A 17548-nucleotide genomic window follows, 5' to 3' on the forward strand; every position below is an offset into this window, starting at 1 on the left:
GTCCTTCTTGGTCCTTCTTGTCGTACACACCATGATAGGGATATTAACGCAAGTATCAATATAAAGAATGAAGCAATAAGGCTTCTAACCGCAAGGACTGCGGGGTTAGCCTAATCAATTAGAGTTCGATAGAACTCTTTACTTAGGAATCCCCCACTTTCACTTCTAAACGAAGTGAAAGTGGGGGTAGTTCAATCAAGAATTAGTGCGATCAAATTTACTATCTAAAATACAGTAAATAGTATATACGAAGTACTTCGTTAGAAATTTTAGGAGAGTACTTCTTATTCGCCTTTTTCAGGAGATGTACAAAAATACCCCACATATAAATCCAAATTATTTAATTTATTATCTTCAATAATTAATTGATAACGACCAACATAGATATAATTAAACCTGTTGCACCATTTGGTAAGAGGCCACCGTGACTGTTTAAATTTAAAAACCCCGCAGTATGATGACCAAATAATACAAATGATAATAGAAGTCCAACGAAAATAAAAACCACAATAAATAACTGGTAAATAACGCTAAACATCCCTCTTTATTTAATTCATCCTTATAGTTATTATAATGAGTAATTATTCACCTTACATAATAATTACTTACTATATTATTAACATGGTTACCTTACAAAAATGTAATTCTTTTTTAATTGACACTCATATATATAAGTAACTATACTGGTTACACAAGCTTGGTAAATATATCAAATAGCCCCCTATTATAAGTGTATGCCTATAGATTTTTTTCGAAATAATAATTTAAATTAACTAATTATTATTTACCTGTAATATAACGAAATTGCCAACCTACTCTATTATTTAAACTAATTCATATTACTTATAAGATTCACTATAAATGACAGATTTACCAAGCTATACTATTTTTTAGGAGTGTTACATTTTGAAATACAAATTAATTGCTACAGGAATTCTTGCTGGAAGTCTACTATCCTACTCATCTAGTGCATTTGCAAATACTCATAAATTTCCAGATGTCCCAAATTGGGCAAGCCCTTCTGTAAATTACCTAGTTGAAAAAGGCGCATTACACGGAAAACCCGATGGTACTTTTGCTCCTGCTGAAACAATTGACCGCGGTTCAGCTGCCAAAATAATGGCTATAATGCTTGGATTAGAAATTAATAAGAATGCTAAACCATCTTTCCGAGATGCTCAAAACCACTGGGCAGCACCTTACATTGCAGCTGTTGAAAAAGCAGGTGTTATTAAAGGAGATGGAAATGGTAACTTCCTTCCAACAGGTTTGATTAATCGTGCATCCATGGCTTCAATGGTGGCAAATGCTTATAAATTAGAAAATAAAGTTGCTAAAAATAGTGTAACTACATTTGAGGATTTAAAAGGGCATTGGGGAGAAAGATATGCAAATATTTTAATACAAACAGAAATTTCTAAGGGCACTGAAGACGGAAATAGCTGGTCCCCTAATAGAGCGATTACCCGTGCAGAAGCTGCACAATTTATTGCAAAATCTGATCAAATCCACAAACAAAAGTAGAAGAAAATACTGTAGTTGGTGTAATAAATGATGCAGACCCTTATTATGTGACTGTTGCATATAAAGATGCTAATGGAAATAGTCAAGAAGTGACTATAGACTTCCCAAATGGTAGTAACTCTAACCTTAAAAAAGGTGACAAAGTTAAAGTTGCTAACAAAAATCAATGGAAACATCAAAAAATCTATGGGCAAACTGTATTTTACACTGATGTGAATTCTATTTCTAAAGTAAATGATGAATCTAACAAACAACAAGAAAACCATGTAATTGGGGTAATAAATGATGCAGATCCTTATTATGTGACTGTTGCATATAAAGATGCTAATGGAAATAATCAAGAAGTGACTATAGACTTCCCAAATGGTAGTAACTCTAACTTTAAAAACGGGGACAAAGTTAAAGTTGCTAACAAAGATCAATGGAAACATCAAAAAATCTATGGACAAACTGTATTTTACACTGATGTAAGTTCTATTTCTAAAATAAACGAAGAATCTAACAAACAACAACAAAACCATGTAATGAGTAAAGATAAAGAACAAAAACTCTTAGCACAACTAAAAAAACGTTCTGGTACAGTGACAAAAAAATCCGAAGATAGCTTAGAAATTTCAAGTGAAAATCAAACCATTCTTGCCCATGTTAATCCAAAAGTATTACCAAACATTCAGATAGGTGATACAGTAAATGTTTATGCTCAAGCATTTGAAATGGCCCCTATTCTTCTAATGGACTTACCTTTCGAGGCAAGAAACGCGATTATTCAAAAAGGAAATGAACAAAATATTTTAGAGAATCAATACAAAAAAATTACAGGAAATGTTACAGGGAAATCTGATAATTCAATCTTAGTTTCAAGTAACAACATAACTTATGAAGTTGAAACTTCAACCGAAGTATTACAAGATATTGTAATCGGTGATACGGTGAACGTTTATGCTGCATCTTTTGAGTTTAGCCCTATTTTACTTGCTGGTGTTCCTGTGAAAGCTATTTCTCCTATTGTTGAAAAAACAAAATAATGTTCAACATTCTATAATTTTGTTAACTTCATCCGAAAAGAACTCCTAAGTAACATAGGAGTTCTTTTTATGAAGTTATATATTTTCTATCGTGCTCGTAAGACCTAGTATATTAATCGTGATTTACTATCTGTCCAACAGTAACAGCTTTAACATTAGGATGTGGATTTACTTTCGGATTAACACCGGCATTTGCAGATTCTAATAAGGCGTCTGTAAGCACTGCACCTATTTATTCTATTCATAAACAAGAACAAGATCCTTTTACTGGATATGTCATTTCAGTAGAAAACAATTATTTAGTGGTTGCTTCTACATCTACAAAAGATGAAGCTCTCTCTTACCAAAATGATTGGTGGGAGTTAGTAAATCAAAATAAGATTTTAAGGGTCCCTATTTCAGATGGTGAAAATTACACTATAGGTGAACAGTTAAATGTTTATGCTGCTGCATGGACCAAATCTTTACCACCAATTGCTGTAATGCCTAAAATTGAAAAAGTAATTCAATAGATTATGCTAAAAATAACAGGGCATCATTCTAATTAGAATGATGCCCTGTTATTTAGTAAAAAACCGAATACGTAATCTTTATATTCTTTTTCGTTGCTTTCTGATTTCCATCATATATTAACCTAATACTTATCATTCTGCACCTGACGCAAGATCCTACATCTCACATTACTGTAAAGATATTATTCGCCATCTTTCATCTCTAAAATAGTAGTATCGTTTACAATCCCATGGCATACCCTTTAAGAGCATTAAGAAATACCTTGTTTCATACCCCTATCTTTTACACTCTTACTGCTATCGCTAGCAAATTTAATTCTTTAATTCTATTTTCACAGATTCATATATTCTTCTAAAGTCAGTTTTTTCTTATATATACTTTCAGCAATATCTCCTACATAGCGAATATGCCACGGTTCATAAGCATATCCAGTAATACCCTCTTTACCTTTTGGATAACGAATAATAAAACCTGCACGATGCGCATTTTCTTTCAGCCATTTTCCTTCTTTCGTATTCGCAAAAGTTAGCTCTAGCTCATTATTTGCACTTTTAGAAGAAACATCCATCGTTAATCCCGTTTGATGTTCACTATGTCCAGGCTTTGCCGAGAAGCGATCCGTATGCTCTTGCCCTTTCTTTTTAACATTGTTGGCATACAGGCCTTTTTGATACTCATAGGAACGAAATCCTGAAACAGCATTCAACTGGATTCCATCCTGCTTAGCTAAAAGGAATAGTTTTTCTAACGCTTCCGCTGCTTCTTTACGAAGATGACTCTTTTCTACCGTTCCACTAAATGAAAACGGTACATTTGGGACAACTAAATCCTCTGGCATATAGTCTTCGGGTAAACCATATTCCTTATTTACTACAGCCTGTACACTAGCAAAAGAACTTGCTATCTTATTTGAAGTCCCATTTTGCTTACTATTTTTTTCTTTATTTATGGAGTTTTCACTAGTTTCATGGTTTGTCTTATATGGTTCTTTACCAATAGATATATTGGTGTAAATGATAAAGATACCTAACATTACTACTATACAAGTTAAGGTTCCTACTAATTTAAGTCTCATCATTCATTTCCTTCCTGCAACTCCTACTGTTACTCATTCATCATACTTCAACCATATCAAATCCATATTAATTCCCTGTGAACTTTTCTTCATAACGTGTTCCTTAATAGATTGATAGTATATCTTCCCGTTCTTTTGACACCCTTAAAATATCAGTTCTATTCATACATGTAGATAAATAATCTAAAAATTTGTATAATAAGATAAGAAGTGTAGCATTCTATTATAGAAAGGTCTTGGTATAATGCTAGGTATTGATGTCAAAAAAACAAAAGAAGAGTTAATTATTTCATGGCAATTTGCGGAGGTCACGATTCCATTACGTGATGTGATTGAGGTTACCGAAGATGCTACCTATGCGGGTGTTGAAGAACCAAGTGCAATCCGTATCGGAACTGCATACGGGACAACTGATCGTATATTAATTAGAACTGTAAAACAAAATTATGTATTATTTACTACAAACAAAGTGTCGATTTTAAAAGCTATTCTTGCTTAAATATGGTCATATAAATAGACTCAAACAAAGTTTGAATAAAGCAAAGGGGAGAAGTCATAGAAATTTCCTTATTTTATTAAATTCATTAGTATGGCTGCTAACAATTTTGAATTCTTCAAAACGAAAATTATTATCTTGGTCACCTTTTGCTATATTTGAGGGTAACATGTAATTGATGCTGCAGAAATTTGGATGCAAAATTGCATCTTTAATTCAGATATATTGATGTATAATGAAGATGAACTGCTCAACATTTTTCTTTTAAGTTAGTATGTCAAACCCTAACTACCTAAAGAACTAAGGTAAACGTATATTATGTCATTTTAAGAAATACAAAAGGCGCCCTTACAAGGGCGCCTTTTGTATTTCTTAAAATATATTCTAATATTTTATGTTTTAGAGTTCCTCTATTTGAATCGTAAAATGTGGTTTGAATTTCACTTCAATTGTTTTGTTTCCTACGCCACCTTGGACATACAATGAATCATTGCGGGTATAGATTCGTTTAGCCGAATCCATATTGGTTTCAAATATACAATTATTTTCATAACACATTTTTAATTCAACAGTTTCCTCGTAATAACACATAATCATTACTAATTCAAATCCCAGTTTGTCTATTTTACTATATCTATATGCACCTGCACCAGGAATAAAATAATCTTCTGGTTCACTCTCGAAAATTTCCAATAATTCGTATTCATCATATTTAATATTCAACTTGAGTATTCCTAACTTATTTTATAGGTAGTGTATTTATAGTTTCATACGATGTTTATTTTGCACCGTATGAAACTAGTATATTTACTATATGAAGTAGTGACTATTATTCTGGACATAAATCAAGTACATCATGAAACATAGCGTATTCTACAGTCACCTGAGGTCCAAAAATTGTTACCCCCTCTGGGAATTTGAGGTTCATTACAACCTCATTTACTTCTGCATAGGATAGTTGTGTATAATTCTTCGATGTTAAAGATTGAATAACTTGTTGGTCAAATTCCAATTGCTGACTCGTATAGGGCTGTGTGTCATATCCATCTAAAGTTGACATGAGTGACGTATCGCCAGGACAGTCAACTGAAAATTCATGCTGTAAGTAAAATACAGGTGCCAATTTTGAAATTAATAAAGTACTGCTGTAGTAAATATTTAAATTCTCTTTCTTATATGGTTTAAAATCGAATACATATTTTTCTGCTGGCCAAATATCATCAATGTTGACAGGTGTTGTTTGAATGTGTGCATTATGAATAAATACAGTTAATTCTTTAGGTAATTCAATTTTATTTTCACACCTAAGTAAATATTCATTTACAGCTCCATTTACATAAAAATGTTGTATTGCTTTTTTTACTAATTCATTCATATATGAATCCTTTCTTAACCCATTTTCAAATCATGTCCCGCAGGTTTCGTTGAGTTTAAATTAAAGTCTACTTCTCCCTGATGTTTCCCCTTTTTATTAAGTACTTCAAATCTACCATGTTGTGTATCTAAAGCATAAAGATTATTGGATTTTGAATCAACATATACGTCCCTTTTATTTACTCTGCTCAGTTTTGAGTCTTTTTTCCAACCATTTTGCTCAGCAATGCCTTTTGAGGCTATTTTTATTTCAGCGGCTTTTTCATTTATATTCATTTTTGCGATTTTTTTATCAAAGGCTGCTACATCGAAAGAACCTGTTGATACATTTTTTGTTACATTACCAAGTTTCTGTGCATTTTTCTCCAGATCGCCTAGTTTACCAAAGGTACGGCCAATTACTTTTGTTGTACCACCAGTAACTGCAGTAAGTGTTCCCCATACAAAGTCACTTGGCGCATATTTATCATGAGTAAACATTTCCTCGCCCGTAAAGAGCTGTATACCTTGTTTTACTTCTCCAATTCCAGGAGCTAAATCAAGGAATAATGAAGTTTGTTTAGCGGAACGTTTTTGTTCTTCTAAATATTCCAGCTGAAGCAACCTCCATTCATGGTATTACTAATAAAACTGTCCACGATGCACCATCGTGGACAGTAATGTATAAAAAATTATGTGAAGTTACTGCAGGAAAAACTCTACTTATTTATTGTATAATAGTAATAATAATAAAGTTATTGAATTTTGATTATTAAAAGCTAAGAGCCTTACTACATTCTACGTAGTAAGGCTCTTTAAAGTTGTTTCAAATTACATCCATCTGTTTATATAATACTTAAAAAATGAATAATAAAGTTGTTTACTTCTTATTGAACTAACGCATCTGTTCGTTTAAGTGTAATTCTTTACAATTACTTGATACTATATAGGTGAATAGAAAGATAAATTAAAATTTAGTTTCGTAGTTGTAAAAGGAGGTTATTTATATTATTCTCTTATAATTTTCCAAAAAGGAGAGTTTATGAAAAAGATTATTGTTTTTGTGTTAACGATATTTATATTATCCTCAGGATTCGCAACACAAAGTTATGCGTTGTCAGATTCACAATCTGCGGCAATACAAGCGTTGCTAGATGATGCCTGTCGTATATCAGGTGTGCCGGGAATGTCAATCTCAATACTTGCTGATGATGAAGTGTTCTACTTTTCTTCAGGATATGCAGACCGTGAAAAGGGTTTGTCTGCAAGTGAAAATACACTCTATGAGTTAGCCTCAGTCAGTAAAGCTTTTACCGGTATGGGTATTATGCTATTGGAAGAGAAAGGGCTGCTCTCAATGACTGACCCTGTCCAAAAATATTTACCTTGGTTTACGTTAAAGTATCAAGGGAAACCTGTTGATATGCAAAGTCTTACACTAAATAACTTTCTTCACCATACCAGTGGTCTAACAAATATTATGCATACTCAAAATATTCCACAAGGCAATACACCGGATATGTTGCAAAAGACTGTGGAAATGCTCGTGGATGCTGAATTGGCGTTCCCTCCCGGTGAACAGTATAACTATGGAACCGTTAATTATGACGTATTGGGTTTGGTTATTGAGATTGTGTCGCGACAAAGTTATGAAGACTTTATGAAGGAACAGGTATTTCAGCCATTAGGTCTTCACCAGACGTATGTTTATAAAGAAGATGCTCAAGCGACTGGGCAGTTGGCACAGGGCTACCGTTCTTCCTTTTTTATGACAACTCCATTTAAAGCTCCGGATTATGCTGGGAATAAACCGGCAGGCTACATCATTTCTAATACAAAAGATATGGCGCGTTGGATGGGCATACAGATGGGTATTGTGCAGGACATACCCGGAATATTTCACACGGTTATCAAAAAATCACATAGGGGTGATATGTCTGTTCCAGCTGTCAACGGTATGTATTATGCGGCAGGTTGGTCCGTAAACGCCGAACAAACGATTATAGAACACACTGGGGGCAATCCAAATTTCAGAACCGAAGTAGCCATACTGCTAAATGAACGAACAGCCGTCTCCTTGCTGAGCAACGGCGCAAATACCAATATAAACATAGTACTAAAAATTAAAGATATATTAGAAGGCAATCTAACTCAGTCATATGAAATAAGCGGCACACAGCTTTTGGATATCATTTTGTCGTCTATCACAATTATTCTTTGCCTATTGGCCGTTTTGCTATTTCTCTTAGGATTACGCAGAAGGAAAACGAATGAACGGCAGCCAATGACAAAAAAGAGAATAACCGTAACAGTTATTTTCCTGATCGCTACGATTGCCCTGGGTATACTGTGCTGTGCTTTCGATTGGTCAACAATACTTATTTGGCAAACATATAGTATTCTTACAGCTTTGATTTCGTCAGCATTATTAACAGCAAGCATTACATGGTTTGTATACACTCACCGATAAAATACCTCGCTCCCAAGATAAGCAAAATGTTAAGTAATTAAATTTCAATTTATCGGTATGCTTAATTTGAAAAACATAAGACACTTCGGTGTCTTTTTTAATATCATCGACAATTTTCCCAGTCAAACCTAATTACTATTGCTTCCACTAACCTGCTCCATTCGTGGAATAAAGATTTTTAAACAACTTTATTATTTCTAACGCTGAATTTGATTTAAGCATGATAGAAAATACTTGTATTGCTAACAATGTAGAATTTAAGGATTTTAAATCCACATGTGTTATGAAAATGTACGGCGATTATGTTGATTCAAAAAAATGGATTTCATTAAGTGATGCAACGGAATTAACGATTAAGCATCGAGCAGCAGCTGACTGTTTTGCTGTCCTGGAATTATTTCAACAACTCAAAAATAATCAAATAGATTAAAATACTGTAAATAGGGCTAAATTACTAACATAAAAATAAGCACATCCTGTAAAAACAGATGTGCTTATTTTTTAATTTTTATGCGTTTTTACGTTTTAAGAAAATAACTCCACCAACAATTAACAGTAATGCACCTGCAGCCATAGAGATCCAACTTGTTAGGTCAGCACCTGTTTGCGGTAACCATCCAATTTTAGATTGAATTTCTTTCTTAGGTTGTGGTTGTTCTTTCACTTGCTCTTTTGGTTGTTCTGAAGTTGGATTATTTTTATCTTGATGCGGCTGTTCTGGTTTTGGTTGCTCCGGTTTTACTTCTTTAAATTTCACCGTTTGACCCTTATCTTCAATGTCAACGTGTATAGCTACCAAGACATTATCTTGATACAATTCTTCAAACACTACCACTTCTTTTCCTTGTAATGCAGAAGCATTAAATGTGAAATCGAGTGTGATAGAACCATTTTTCTCTTTTGGAGTAAACTTAGATTCTACTGTTACTTCTTTACCATCAACTAATAATGTTTTTTTTGTTGCTTTATCCATTAGTTTACCTTTTACAACGTATTCTTTACCCTCGATTAAGTCTTTGTATTCCACTTTATCTTGGATTGTTACAGATTTAGAAGCATCTAACTCTTTAGAACCATCAGCTTTGTTTGTAGCTGTCGTTTTAATAGAAGGTTCTACAAATCGAACTGTTTGACCTACATCGTTAATATCAGCGTGAGTTGCAATTACTTGACCTTCATGTAATAATTCTTCAAACACTACTACTTCTCTTCCTTGCTGTTCAGCACCAACAAAAGTAAAGTCTAATGTTACAAAACCATTCTTTTCTTTTGCAATAAACTTAGTCTCAGCTGTTACTTCTTTACCATCAATTAATAATGGTTCGTTAATAGATTTGTTCATTAATTTTCCTTTTACAGTGTACTCTTTACCAACAACTAAGTTAGTATACTCCACTTTATCCTGGATTGTGATAGAATCCTTTGAATGAATCTCTTTTCCACCATCAGCTTTGTTTGTAGCAGTTGTTTTTACTGATGGCTTAACGAACTTAACTGTTTGACCTTTATCATTGATATCAGCATGTGTAGTAACAACTTTTCCGTCTTTCAGTAACTCTTCGAATACTACTACTTCTTTTTCTTCTAAACCAGTTGCATCAAAAGTGAAATCTAGTGTAATAGAACCGTTTGCTTCTTTTGGTGTAAACTTAGTTTCAGCAGTTACTTCTTTACCATTTACAACTAATGGTTTATTAGTCTTTTTATCCATTAATTTACCTTTTAAAGTGTACTCTTTACCTACTTGTAGGTCTTTGTACTCCACTTTATCTTGGATTGTTACAGACTTAGAAGTGTGCATTTCTTTTGTACCATCTTTTTTATCAGTTGCTGTTGTTTTAATTGAAGGAATCTTCTCATCTTTGACGATATGTTTAATTATTTGACCATTCTCTTTGATTTCAAAAGAAAACGTCTCTTCATTTAAAATGTAACCGTTTGGTGCAATAGTTTCTTTATATGTGTATTTTCCAAATGGTAGCTTTTCAAATTTAGCGATACCTTTATCATCTGTTTTACCTTTTACTACTTCTTTTCCTGCTTCGTTATAAATCGTAAATTCTGCATTTGGAAGCTTATTGTTTCCATCCGCAACATCTACCTTTGTAATTTCCAGATCACCTTTGATTAGATGATTAACTGCTAATAGCTCAATAATTTTTCCATGTTCCTTTATTTCGAACACAATTGGTTCTTTAACAAGAACGTAACCGTTTGGTGAAGTCTTTTCTACAAATAAATACTTACCATACGCTAGATCTTTAACGTTAATCTCACCATTTTTATCTGTCTTATATTCACCAATTACTTTTCCACTTGCATCTTTTAACTCGAATACTGCACCTTCTAATTTTTTACTAATATCTTCGTTATCTACTTTTAGTAGTTTTACACTACCTTTTACTTCGGTGTTTTCTACTGTAAAAGTCAGTGTTTTATTGTGTTCTTTAATTTCAAAAGGATACTTTGTTTTATTTCCAATATATCCATTTGGTGCTTTTGTCTCTAAGAAATAATACTTCCCAAATGTAAGGCCTTCAACATTTGCAATTCCATTTTCTTTTGTTACTGCCTTTTTCACTTCTTTTCCATCTTCAGTAAAAACAGTGAATTCAACATTAGGTAGCACTTTACCTGAATCACTAAGTTTTTTTATTTCAATGTTCCCTTTTGCCTTGTTGTTTACTATTTGAACAACCCCTGTTTCTCCTGTCTTAACCTCAATAGTTTGTGGTTTATCACCTAAAACATAGCCTGTTGGCGCTTTTATTTCTTTTACAGTATAAGTACCAATTGGTAGGTTATTTAATCCTGCCGTACCATCAGCACCAGTCGTGATTTTTCCAACTGATTCATTATTTGCATTAAAAACCTCAAATACTGCACCAGCTAATACTTCTCCATTTTCTCCAACCTTTTTAATTTTTAAAGCACCAGCAGCTTCCCAATTTACTGCAAGGTCACTACTAAGCTTTTCTTCATTTCTTTCTAGTAATACTGTAGCATTCTGAACAGTATCCGTACCGCGGTAAGCAATTGCTTGAACTTTTGTTAAGTTTGCAGCAACACTTAGATTAAATTCACCTGTTTTTGTATTTTTAGGAATTTGGATACGGAATTTCTCTCCAACTGAAAGTTGATCTTTCACTTCACCATTTTCACTAACAATTTTTACTCCATTAGGTGCATTTTTCGCTACTACTTTATAAGAACCACTCTTAGCATTTGTTTGTACTGTATATAGATTCGTTTCGAAGAACTCACCTTTTAATTCTGCTTTTTGCTTTTCAGCTGGGATAACATTCATATAGATATCTTGTGTATCGCCGCTATTATTAGCAGCATTGATAATTGCCTTAGCCGCTTTTTCAACATTTTTATTTTCATGTTTCAGTTCATTTACATCAAGTTGACCTAATGCATTCCAAACTGCAAGCTGAGTCGCGTAATGTGCTTCATTTTGATTAGCTACTCCTAGCTGCTCAACACTTTTTTGCGGGAAACCGTTTAATAGGACCCTATATACTATATTATCTGTTTTCCCCATTTCAGGAAGATCTTCACCATTTGGTGATTTTAGTCCCAGAGTTAAGCAATAAGCAATTTGACCACTTGAATTTTTAATCATTTCAGTTCGAATGTACTTACCTAAACTATTACTATAACTCCAGTTCATTGAATATTTCTCGTGCGTCATAACCTCTGCACTAGCCCTTGGTAAAAACACATTCAGGCATAATGCTAGTACTGATAATAATGTAAAAACTCTTATAATAACTCTCTTACCCAATTTTGAAACCTCCCTAAAATAAATTAATCCGATTGTATATCGCAATATCTAAAACATTCACGACCAACCCGAGTATCATTATAAAACAACAAATTACAAATATTAAATAGATTTAATTAAAAATTCGAAAAATTTACATATTTTAATGTTTTTCAAGTTTTCAAATGAAATTACTATATACAAATCTCAAAACACGCCCACAATTAACAAAACAAATATGTATGTTAAGTATGTTAATAGCAGTTCTTTTACTCAAGTTATTAATTTTCCACATTTTTTTAGCTAGCGGAATAGGCAGATTTAATTCCCCTGTTCTTCATTCTGCTAGGGCTCAACAATAATTATGAAAACTAAATTTCAAGTCTATTTGTAGGTACTACAGTCTCAAAAACTCGGAAAAGGAGGCACTAAAATAATGAGGAAAGTAATTTAAGTTTTAGGTATCACTCTAGGATTGGTAGCCGTTTTTCAGATTTGGTTTTACCTCAAACAACATTACTCAAAATGCTGAACATGGGGAAACATTTTAATACTTAAAAAGAGCCATACAATCTGGCTCTTTTTTCATGACATTACTTTGCCTTTTATGGGGGGAATATTTGGTGTATACGAATCAGCACGCTTTAAAATCAATTTATTACTTGCAGCGGCTTCCATTTGTTGCAATTGTCGCATCCGTTGTAGTGATGCTACAGTATCATAATTCATGAATCCCCCCTTTGTAAACAATATTTACTTCTGTCTTTCTACTTCTAATTTGTTACCTTTATTATCTACCATTCTTAAAGAACCTGCTCTAAGAAACTCAACTGTATAATCTACTACCGCATTCATTTGTCTAGCATCTATCTTCTTACCATCTTTAACAAATTCAGTAGGAATCATAGTTACTTGCTTCTTGTCTGCATTATATAACCATGTACCTGTCATATGGTTATCTTCATAAGAAGACTTACCGGTATCATCATAGGCCGTGAATGAATTATCTTCTCTAAGGTCTAAACCTTTATGAAACTCAGAACCTCTGTAACTACCCCACGTGCCAAATAACTCTTTACCGTCTGCGGATAATTGCACATTATCATCATCGGACTTAGAAGTTGAAGGAGTATCAGTTTTTGCCCCTGTACCGAAACCAAGATCGTTTGCTTTTTTTACTGTAGCATCTTCAACTGGTTTGAAACCAGTTTTCCAATAACCATTACCTTCTCTGATTAAATCCATTGTTTCTTTTGCTTTTGATTTATCTATGTCTTTAGCATCCGTTTTTGCCATTTTAGCCTGAATTGCATATGCCTTACTATAACAGTCTACCGCCTTTAATATTTCTTTATGTGAGTCTTGATACTCTTTAGGCGCTTCTATTTTATTAAACTTAGTAATAGTCTTTTGTAACTCAGCTTCTTCTTTTACTAACCCTTTTACTAATTCCTTTTCGTCCTTCGTTTTATCTAATGCTATCTCAGTTATAGAAGAAATTTTATTCATTAATTCAGAAGATAAACCCGTCATACGAACTGGATACTGCTCTTTTGATAACTTTTCCTTAGTTTCTGATTTAGACTCTACTTTTTCTTTTGGCTTTGCGTCTGTTTTATCGGTACCACAACCTGCCAATAGCATAAACGGTATCGCAAACGTTACTAGTTTCTTTGCTTTCACTATGCCCCATCCCCTTAGAAAAAATTGTATTTAATTAACATATTGTACCATAACATAATTTGTATAAATATGATAGAAAGTTTACCCATCATTAATTAAAATGTAGACTCTACATAAAAAAAGCACTTGAACATTAAATAGCTGTTCGAGTGCCTTATTTCTTCCCTATTTTTCATGTAATTTTAAAAAGAGCCTCCAATTAAAGTTATGTCAATTACAATAAGTGAAAAGAAAAATATATGTTCAATCATACTTCCTGTTCTTGTATATATCGGAAATCTTATTTTCATTTTCAAAGGATAAAGCAATTGAATCCCACTTGGTGTAAGGGCATCTAACACTAGATGACTTAATACCCCAATAAACATTCCTATATATATTATGGGGTACTGGGGAACTAGGTACTTAAGAAGTGCCGTTATACCAAACAAAAAGATTAGACTGTGTGTTATAGTACGGTGACCAAAAGTTTTATTGATCCCCCAAGATAATAAAGGTATTTTTCTTCCTAAAGTAGATCCTTGATGACAAATATCTGGTATTAGTGCTCCAATTATTGATGTGCCCGTTAATAAATATGGATCATCCCTATCCCCGCATAATTATGTGTAATTAAAGCGAATGCTGCCCCTGCTACTACATGAGTTGGTTCTCTCAATCTTATCTTCCTTTCTATTATTCAAGCCTTACCTTAACAGTTGGCAAAAATATAATATCCTTTTACCCAACGCTCTTTTAACCATCTCAATTTATATTCCATATTTGGTGTATAGTTTGCCGCAGAATCCATTAAGTTATACTGAGTCAAAATTTCCAAACACCTTTTGGGGTCAGTTAAAGAAAATAGAAATTCTAAGTCCTCCTTTTCGAGAGAACTCAATACAATGCCTTTAAAATTAATTGGCAGCAGTTCTAATATCAGATCTCTATTCAAACCTGATGTTTCTAAAAAGTTTTGAAGATAAGAAAGAGATAAGTAACTCCAGTTTGTACTTTGATATCCTTCCCCCAAAAAAGTATACCAATTTAAGTCGTTACCATTTAATTCATAACCTCTTATTGCTTCTATTCCCCATTTCATCTTTTTCCCCCACAATCATTATTTCCGTAATCAACCGATAGTTATGTTCACAAATCCCCTATTATAAAAAAAGATCCAAGCATCAGTAATACGCTCAGATCTCTGTTTAATAATTAGATTAAATAAAACTTTATTAGCCTCTTTTTAGAAAATTAAATATGTTCCCCATGATCCATAAATACTTCAATTGATTCTTGTTGTGGTACGTCTTTTACATTAGTAAGACCAAAAGTAAAAACGGTGGACAACATCATCATTAATAAGATAGCTTTTTTCATTTTAGCGCCCTTCTTTCTTTGCTTATTTTGTCTGCGTCTAAAGCAATGTGTAAATATTTGCTTGCCTTTTCATGATTTTTTGAATTGTAGAATTGGTCACCTAAAAGAGAAGCATACTCTTTTACCCACTCATATAATTCTTCTGCTTCAAAATACGAAATACCTTCTATAACTAATTTCTCAAATTCTTCGAGTGGCGCTTTATTATGTAATGCCCTTAAGATTTCGAAATGATGACGATAACCTACATCACTAAGCTTATAACCTTGTTCAATATATTCATTAGCAATAGTATGCTTTCCTAGCTTGAAATGTTCTCTCGCTAAAAGAAACATAGTTTTAAAGTTATTCTCTAATGAATTCTCTAAATGTTTAACTGCTAACTCTGGCATGTTTTGACTTGCATATAAAAGTCCTAAATTATGCTTAACGCGTTTAATTAGAATTTCATCACCTGATTTTTTGAAAGTGTCTAATGCTGAAAGTAAATATTCTTCTGCACTTTCAAATTCATTTAGTCGTATGTTTGCCATTCCTAAAGTATTTAAACATGCAGCTATTTTCAATTCATATCCTGCGTTATTTATAAATATTTCCTTTGCCTTCATAGCATATTGAATTGCTAGAATTGGTTTCATTATATGGTAGTAGTAAACAGCAAACCAATAATTAAATTCTGCTTTTTCAATTTCATCATGCATGTAATCTAGAAGCTTTTCAGCTTCTTCAAAATGAACCCTTGCTTCACTATTGTTGGCCGTATTGATGGCGTAAATAGCTTTAAATAAATGATAATAGTACTCTAAAAATGTTTCATTTTCGTCTGTTAAAAGTTCGACTTTGTCTAAAATATCTTTTGAACCCTTCGTATCACGGATTAGAAGGCTGTACCGCGCATTTAGTAAAGCGTAATACATTAATATTGTTTGATCTTCCTTGATATAATTAATTTTACTTTCAATATCTTCTTTTATCTTTTCGGACTGTAATACACGTTGTGCAATCATAGCTTGATACCAGTCATTTAATAATTTGGTGATTTTTTCGTTAGAAATGAGGTTAACACTCATCTGCTCCTACCCCCTTTTATCAAATATTATCACGGTATACTTGCATTTATAAATATATTCACAATATTTTAACTTGAGAAACTTTTTTGAATATTCATAGAAGAAAATGAGAAAATATTTTAATACAAAAAGAGCCACTCTATCACAAATGGCTTCTTTCATTTCATATATTTTCTTTGCTGTGCCATTTCAGATACAAGTGCATTGATTGTAGAGATATATTCTCTTTCAATAGCCTTTATGATGAAAGCCTGTTCTTTTGTAGGAAGTAGCTCGATTTTTACTGTTATCGTTTGGTACATTTTTCTTCAACTAAATTCCTAATAAATCTAGCTCTCTTAAGACTTTTGTATTCGTCTAAAGTTATAACTCTTACAATTGACCACGAACCAAGCCACATCATTTTTCTGATATAACCACTCGGAATTTTAATTTGAGAAGTATCACAAGCATTTCTCCCACACAGAACAAACAAGGCATTATTGTAGTCATCTCTATATTCTCTGTTGAATTTATGGTCTTTCATAAATTGTTCAAATCCGCAATTACTACATTTAATTTGCACCTTTCTCAGCTCCTTGTTTTTTGTTTTTCTACATATTTTTTAAAAGTTGCACTCGATACATTTCCTGCGGTAGATACAAAATAACTACATGCCCATAAACTTGGAAAATGTTTAGGGTAAGGAAATTCCTCTCTCAATTTTTTTGAAGTTACTCCTTTGATTTTTTCCATAATATCAAAGGAATAAATGTTGACAGCGTGTTTAAAAACATATGTGTATGGTCTTTGTTACACTCTAAAGCGACAATGACAATTTCTAATTCGTCGCATATTTCTTGTACCAACTCCCTAAAGCACTCTTCTAAATCTGTCCGGTATGATGCTCCCTACTTTGTTCAAAGAAACCCGTTATCCATTCTATCCCTTTCCCCTTTTAATTAAAAAGCTATCTGTTACTCTTTATTTTATATATACTTTTCTTTAATTTAGGCTTTTTATGTAACCTTACTTTGCTTCCATTAATATCAAAATCCAACTTTTCTTCTTCTAAAGCCTCCATTTTCTGCTTATGTTCTTTTTCTATTCTATCTTTTTCTTCTTTTCTCTTAGTCGCTTTAGGACCAATTACGAATAGAATTAAGAAAATACTAACCATTACAATGAACGTAGTCACTAATACTCATCCTCCCTTATCAAAACCTCATACA

Annotated in this window: 15 protein-coding genes and 4 pseudogenes; 7 read left to right on the plus strand and 12 right to left on the minus strand. The window is 32.8% G+C overall.

What is annotated here, in order from left to right; genetic code table 11:
• Positions 1 to 906 precede the first annotated feature (906 nt).
• From AC1DMU_RS27735 to AC1DMU_RS27745, 3 genes and pseudogenes are all read left to right on the plus strand, one after another.
• Positions 907 to 1509, plus strand: a pseudogene (locus AC1DMU_RS27735) (S-layer homology domain-containing protein); the annotation flags it as partial.
• A 62-nt stretch (positions 1510 to 1571) separates the two neighbouring features.
• Positions 1572 to 2549 (plus strand): hypothetical protein, encoded by a 978-nt coding sequence (locus AC1DMU_RS27740; protein WP_476941654.1) that lies wholly within the window; start codon positions 1572 to 1574, stop codon positions 2547 to 2549.
• Between the two features lie 128 nt (positions 2550 to 2677).
• Positions 2678 to 3061, plus strand: a complete 384-nt coding sequence (locus AC1DMU_RS27745; RefSeq protein WP_372471223.1) for a DUF3221 domain-containing protein — start codon at positions 2678 to 2680, stop codon at positions 3059 to 3061.
• A gap of 332 nt (positions 3062 to 3393) precedes the next feature.
• Here AC1DMU_RS27745 and AC1DMU_RS27750 read toward each other — a convergent pair whose 3' ends face one another.
• A complete protein-coding gene (locus tag AC1DMU_RS27750; RefSeq protein WP_088065122.1) occupies positions 3394 to 4137 on the minus strand; it encodes a M15 family metallopeptidase in 744 nt (247 codons plus the stop codon).
• Positions 4138 to 4381: 244 nt separating this feature from the next.
• Here AC1DMU_RS27750 and AC1DMU_RS27755 point away from each other — a divergent pair, with 244 nt between their 5' ends.
• A complete protein-coding gene (locus AC1DMU_RS27755; protein ID WP_002165351.1) occupies positions 4382 to 4636 on the plus strand; it encodes a SunI/YnzG family protein in 255 nt (84 codons plus the stop codon).
• Positions 4637 to 5032: 396 nt separating this feature from the next.
• Here AC1DMU_RS27755 and AC1DMU_RS27760 read toward each other — a convergent pair whose 3' ends face one another.
• The 3 genes from AC1DMU_RS27760 to AC1DMU_RS27770 all read right to left on the minus strand — a co-directional run bounded on the left by AC1DMU_RS27760 (position 5033) and on the right by AC1DMU_RS27770 (position 6610).
• The gene (locus AC1DMU_RS27760; RefSeq protein ID WP_088065096.1) at positions 5033 to 5356 is read right to left on the minus strand and encodes a hypothetical protein; all 324 of its coding nucleotides are present in this window, start codon (positions 5354 to 5356) and stop codon (positions 5033 to 5035) included.
• A gap of 106 nt (positions 5357 to 5462) precedes the next feature.
• Positions 5463 to 6008, minus strand: a complete 546-nt coding sequence (locus AC1DMU_RS27765) for a hypothetical protein (RefSeq protein ID WP_088065095.1) — start codon at positions 6006 to 6008, stop codon at positions 5463 to 5465.
• 14 nt (positions 6009 to 6022) lie between these two features.
• Entirely contained in the window at positions 6023 to 6610 is a 588-nt protein-coding gene (locus tag AC1DMU_RS27770) for a colicin E3/pyocin S6 family cytotoxin (RefSeq protein WP_218923189.1), read from the minus strand.
• Between AC1DMU_RS27770 and AC1DMU_RS27775 the strand changes: the two are divergent.
• From AC1DMU_RS27775 to AC1DMU_RS27785, 3 genes and pseudogenes are all read left to right on the plus strand, one after another.
• Positions 6589 to 6717: pseudogene (locus AC1DMU_RS27775) on the plus strand (3'-5' exonuclease); the annotation flags it as partial. The gene AC1DMU_RS27770 and the pseudogene AC1DMU_RS27775 sit on opposite strands and share 22 nt — an antisense overlap.
• Before the next feature lie 311 nt (positions 6718 to 7028).
• Entirely contained in the window at positions 7029 to 8456 is a 1428-nt protein-coding gene (locus AC1DMU_RS27780) for a serine hydrolase domain-containing protein (protein ID WP_476941655.1), read from the plus strand.
• Positions 8457 to 8646: 190 nt separating this feature from the next.
• Positions 8647 to 8886: pseudogene (locus AC1DMU_RS27785) on the plus strand (3'-5' exonuclease); the annotation flags it as partial.
• A 78-nt stretch (positions 8887 to 8964) separates the two neighbouring features.
• Here AC1DMU_RS27785 and AC1DMU_RS27790 read toward each other — a convergent pair.
• From AC1DMU_RS27790 to AC1DMU_RS27825, 8 genes and pseudogenes are all read right to left on the minus strand, one after another.
• Positions 8965 to 12246, minus strand: coding sequence for a VaFE repeat-containing surface-anchored protein (locus tag AC1DMU_RS27790; protein WP_476941656.1), 3282 nt, complete (start codon positions 12244 to 12246; stop codon positions 8965 to 8967).
• A 732-nt stretch (positions 12247 to 12978) separates the two neighbouring features.
• Positions 12979 to 13908, minus strand: a complete 930-nt coding sequence (locus AC1DMU_RS27795; protein WP_215559200.1) for a DUF3994 domain-containing protein — start codon at positions 13906 to 13908, stop codon at positions 12979 to 12981.
• A gap of 182 nt (positions 13909 to 14090) precedes the next feature.
• Positions 14091 to 14465, minus strand: coding sequence for a metal-dependent hydrolase (locus AC1DMU_RS27800; protein ID WP_476941664.1), 375 nt, complete (start codon positions 14463 to 14465; stop codon positions 14091 to 14093).
• 134 nt (positions 14466 to 14599) lie between these two features.
• Positions 14600 to 14989, minus strand: a complete 390-nt coding sequence (locus AC1DMU_RS27805; protein ID WP_088065119.1) for a hypothetical protein — start codon at positions 14987 to 14989, stop codon at positions 14600 to 14602.
• 152 nt (positions 14990 to 15141) lie between these two features.
• Positions 15142 to 15267 carry a hypothetical protein gene (locus AC1DMU_RS27810; protein ID WP_017658030.1) on the minus strand — a complete coding sequence of 42 codons (126 nt, stop codon included), beginning with the start codon at positions 15265 to 15267 and terminating at the stop codon, positions 15142 to 15144.
• Entirely contained in the window at positions 15264 to 16337 is a 1074-nt protein-coding gene (locus AC1DMU_RS27815) for a response regulator aspartate phosphatase (RefSeq protein ID WP_088065118.1), read from the minus strand. Before AC1DMU_RS27815 ends, AC1DMU_RS27810 begins: the two co-directional genes overlap by 4 nt.
• A 570-nt stretch (positions 16338 to 16907) precedes the next feature.
• A pseudogene (tnpA, locus tag AC1DMU_RS27820) lies at positions 16908 to 17212 on the minus strand (IS200/IS605 family transposase); the annotation flags it as partial.
• A 74-nt stretch (positions 17213 to 17286) separates the two neighbouring features.
• Positions 17287 to 17514: a hypothetical protein gene (locus tag AC1DMU_RS27825; RefSeq protein WP_071732440.1), complete on the minus strand. Its 228-nt coding sequence runs from the start codon at positions 17512 to 17514 to the stop codon at positions 17287 to 17289.
• Positions 17515 to 17548: the final 34 nt, after the last annotated feature.

The organism is Bacillus sp. 01N45 (genome assembly GCF_056399205.1).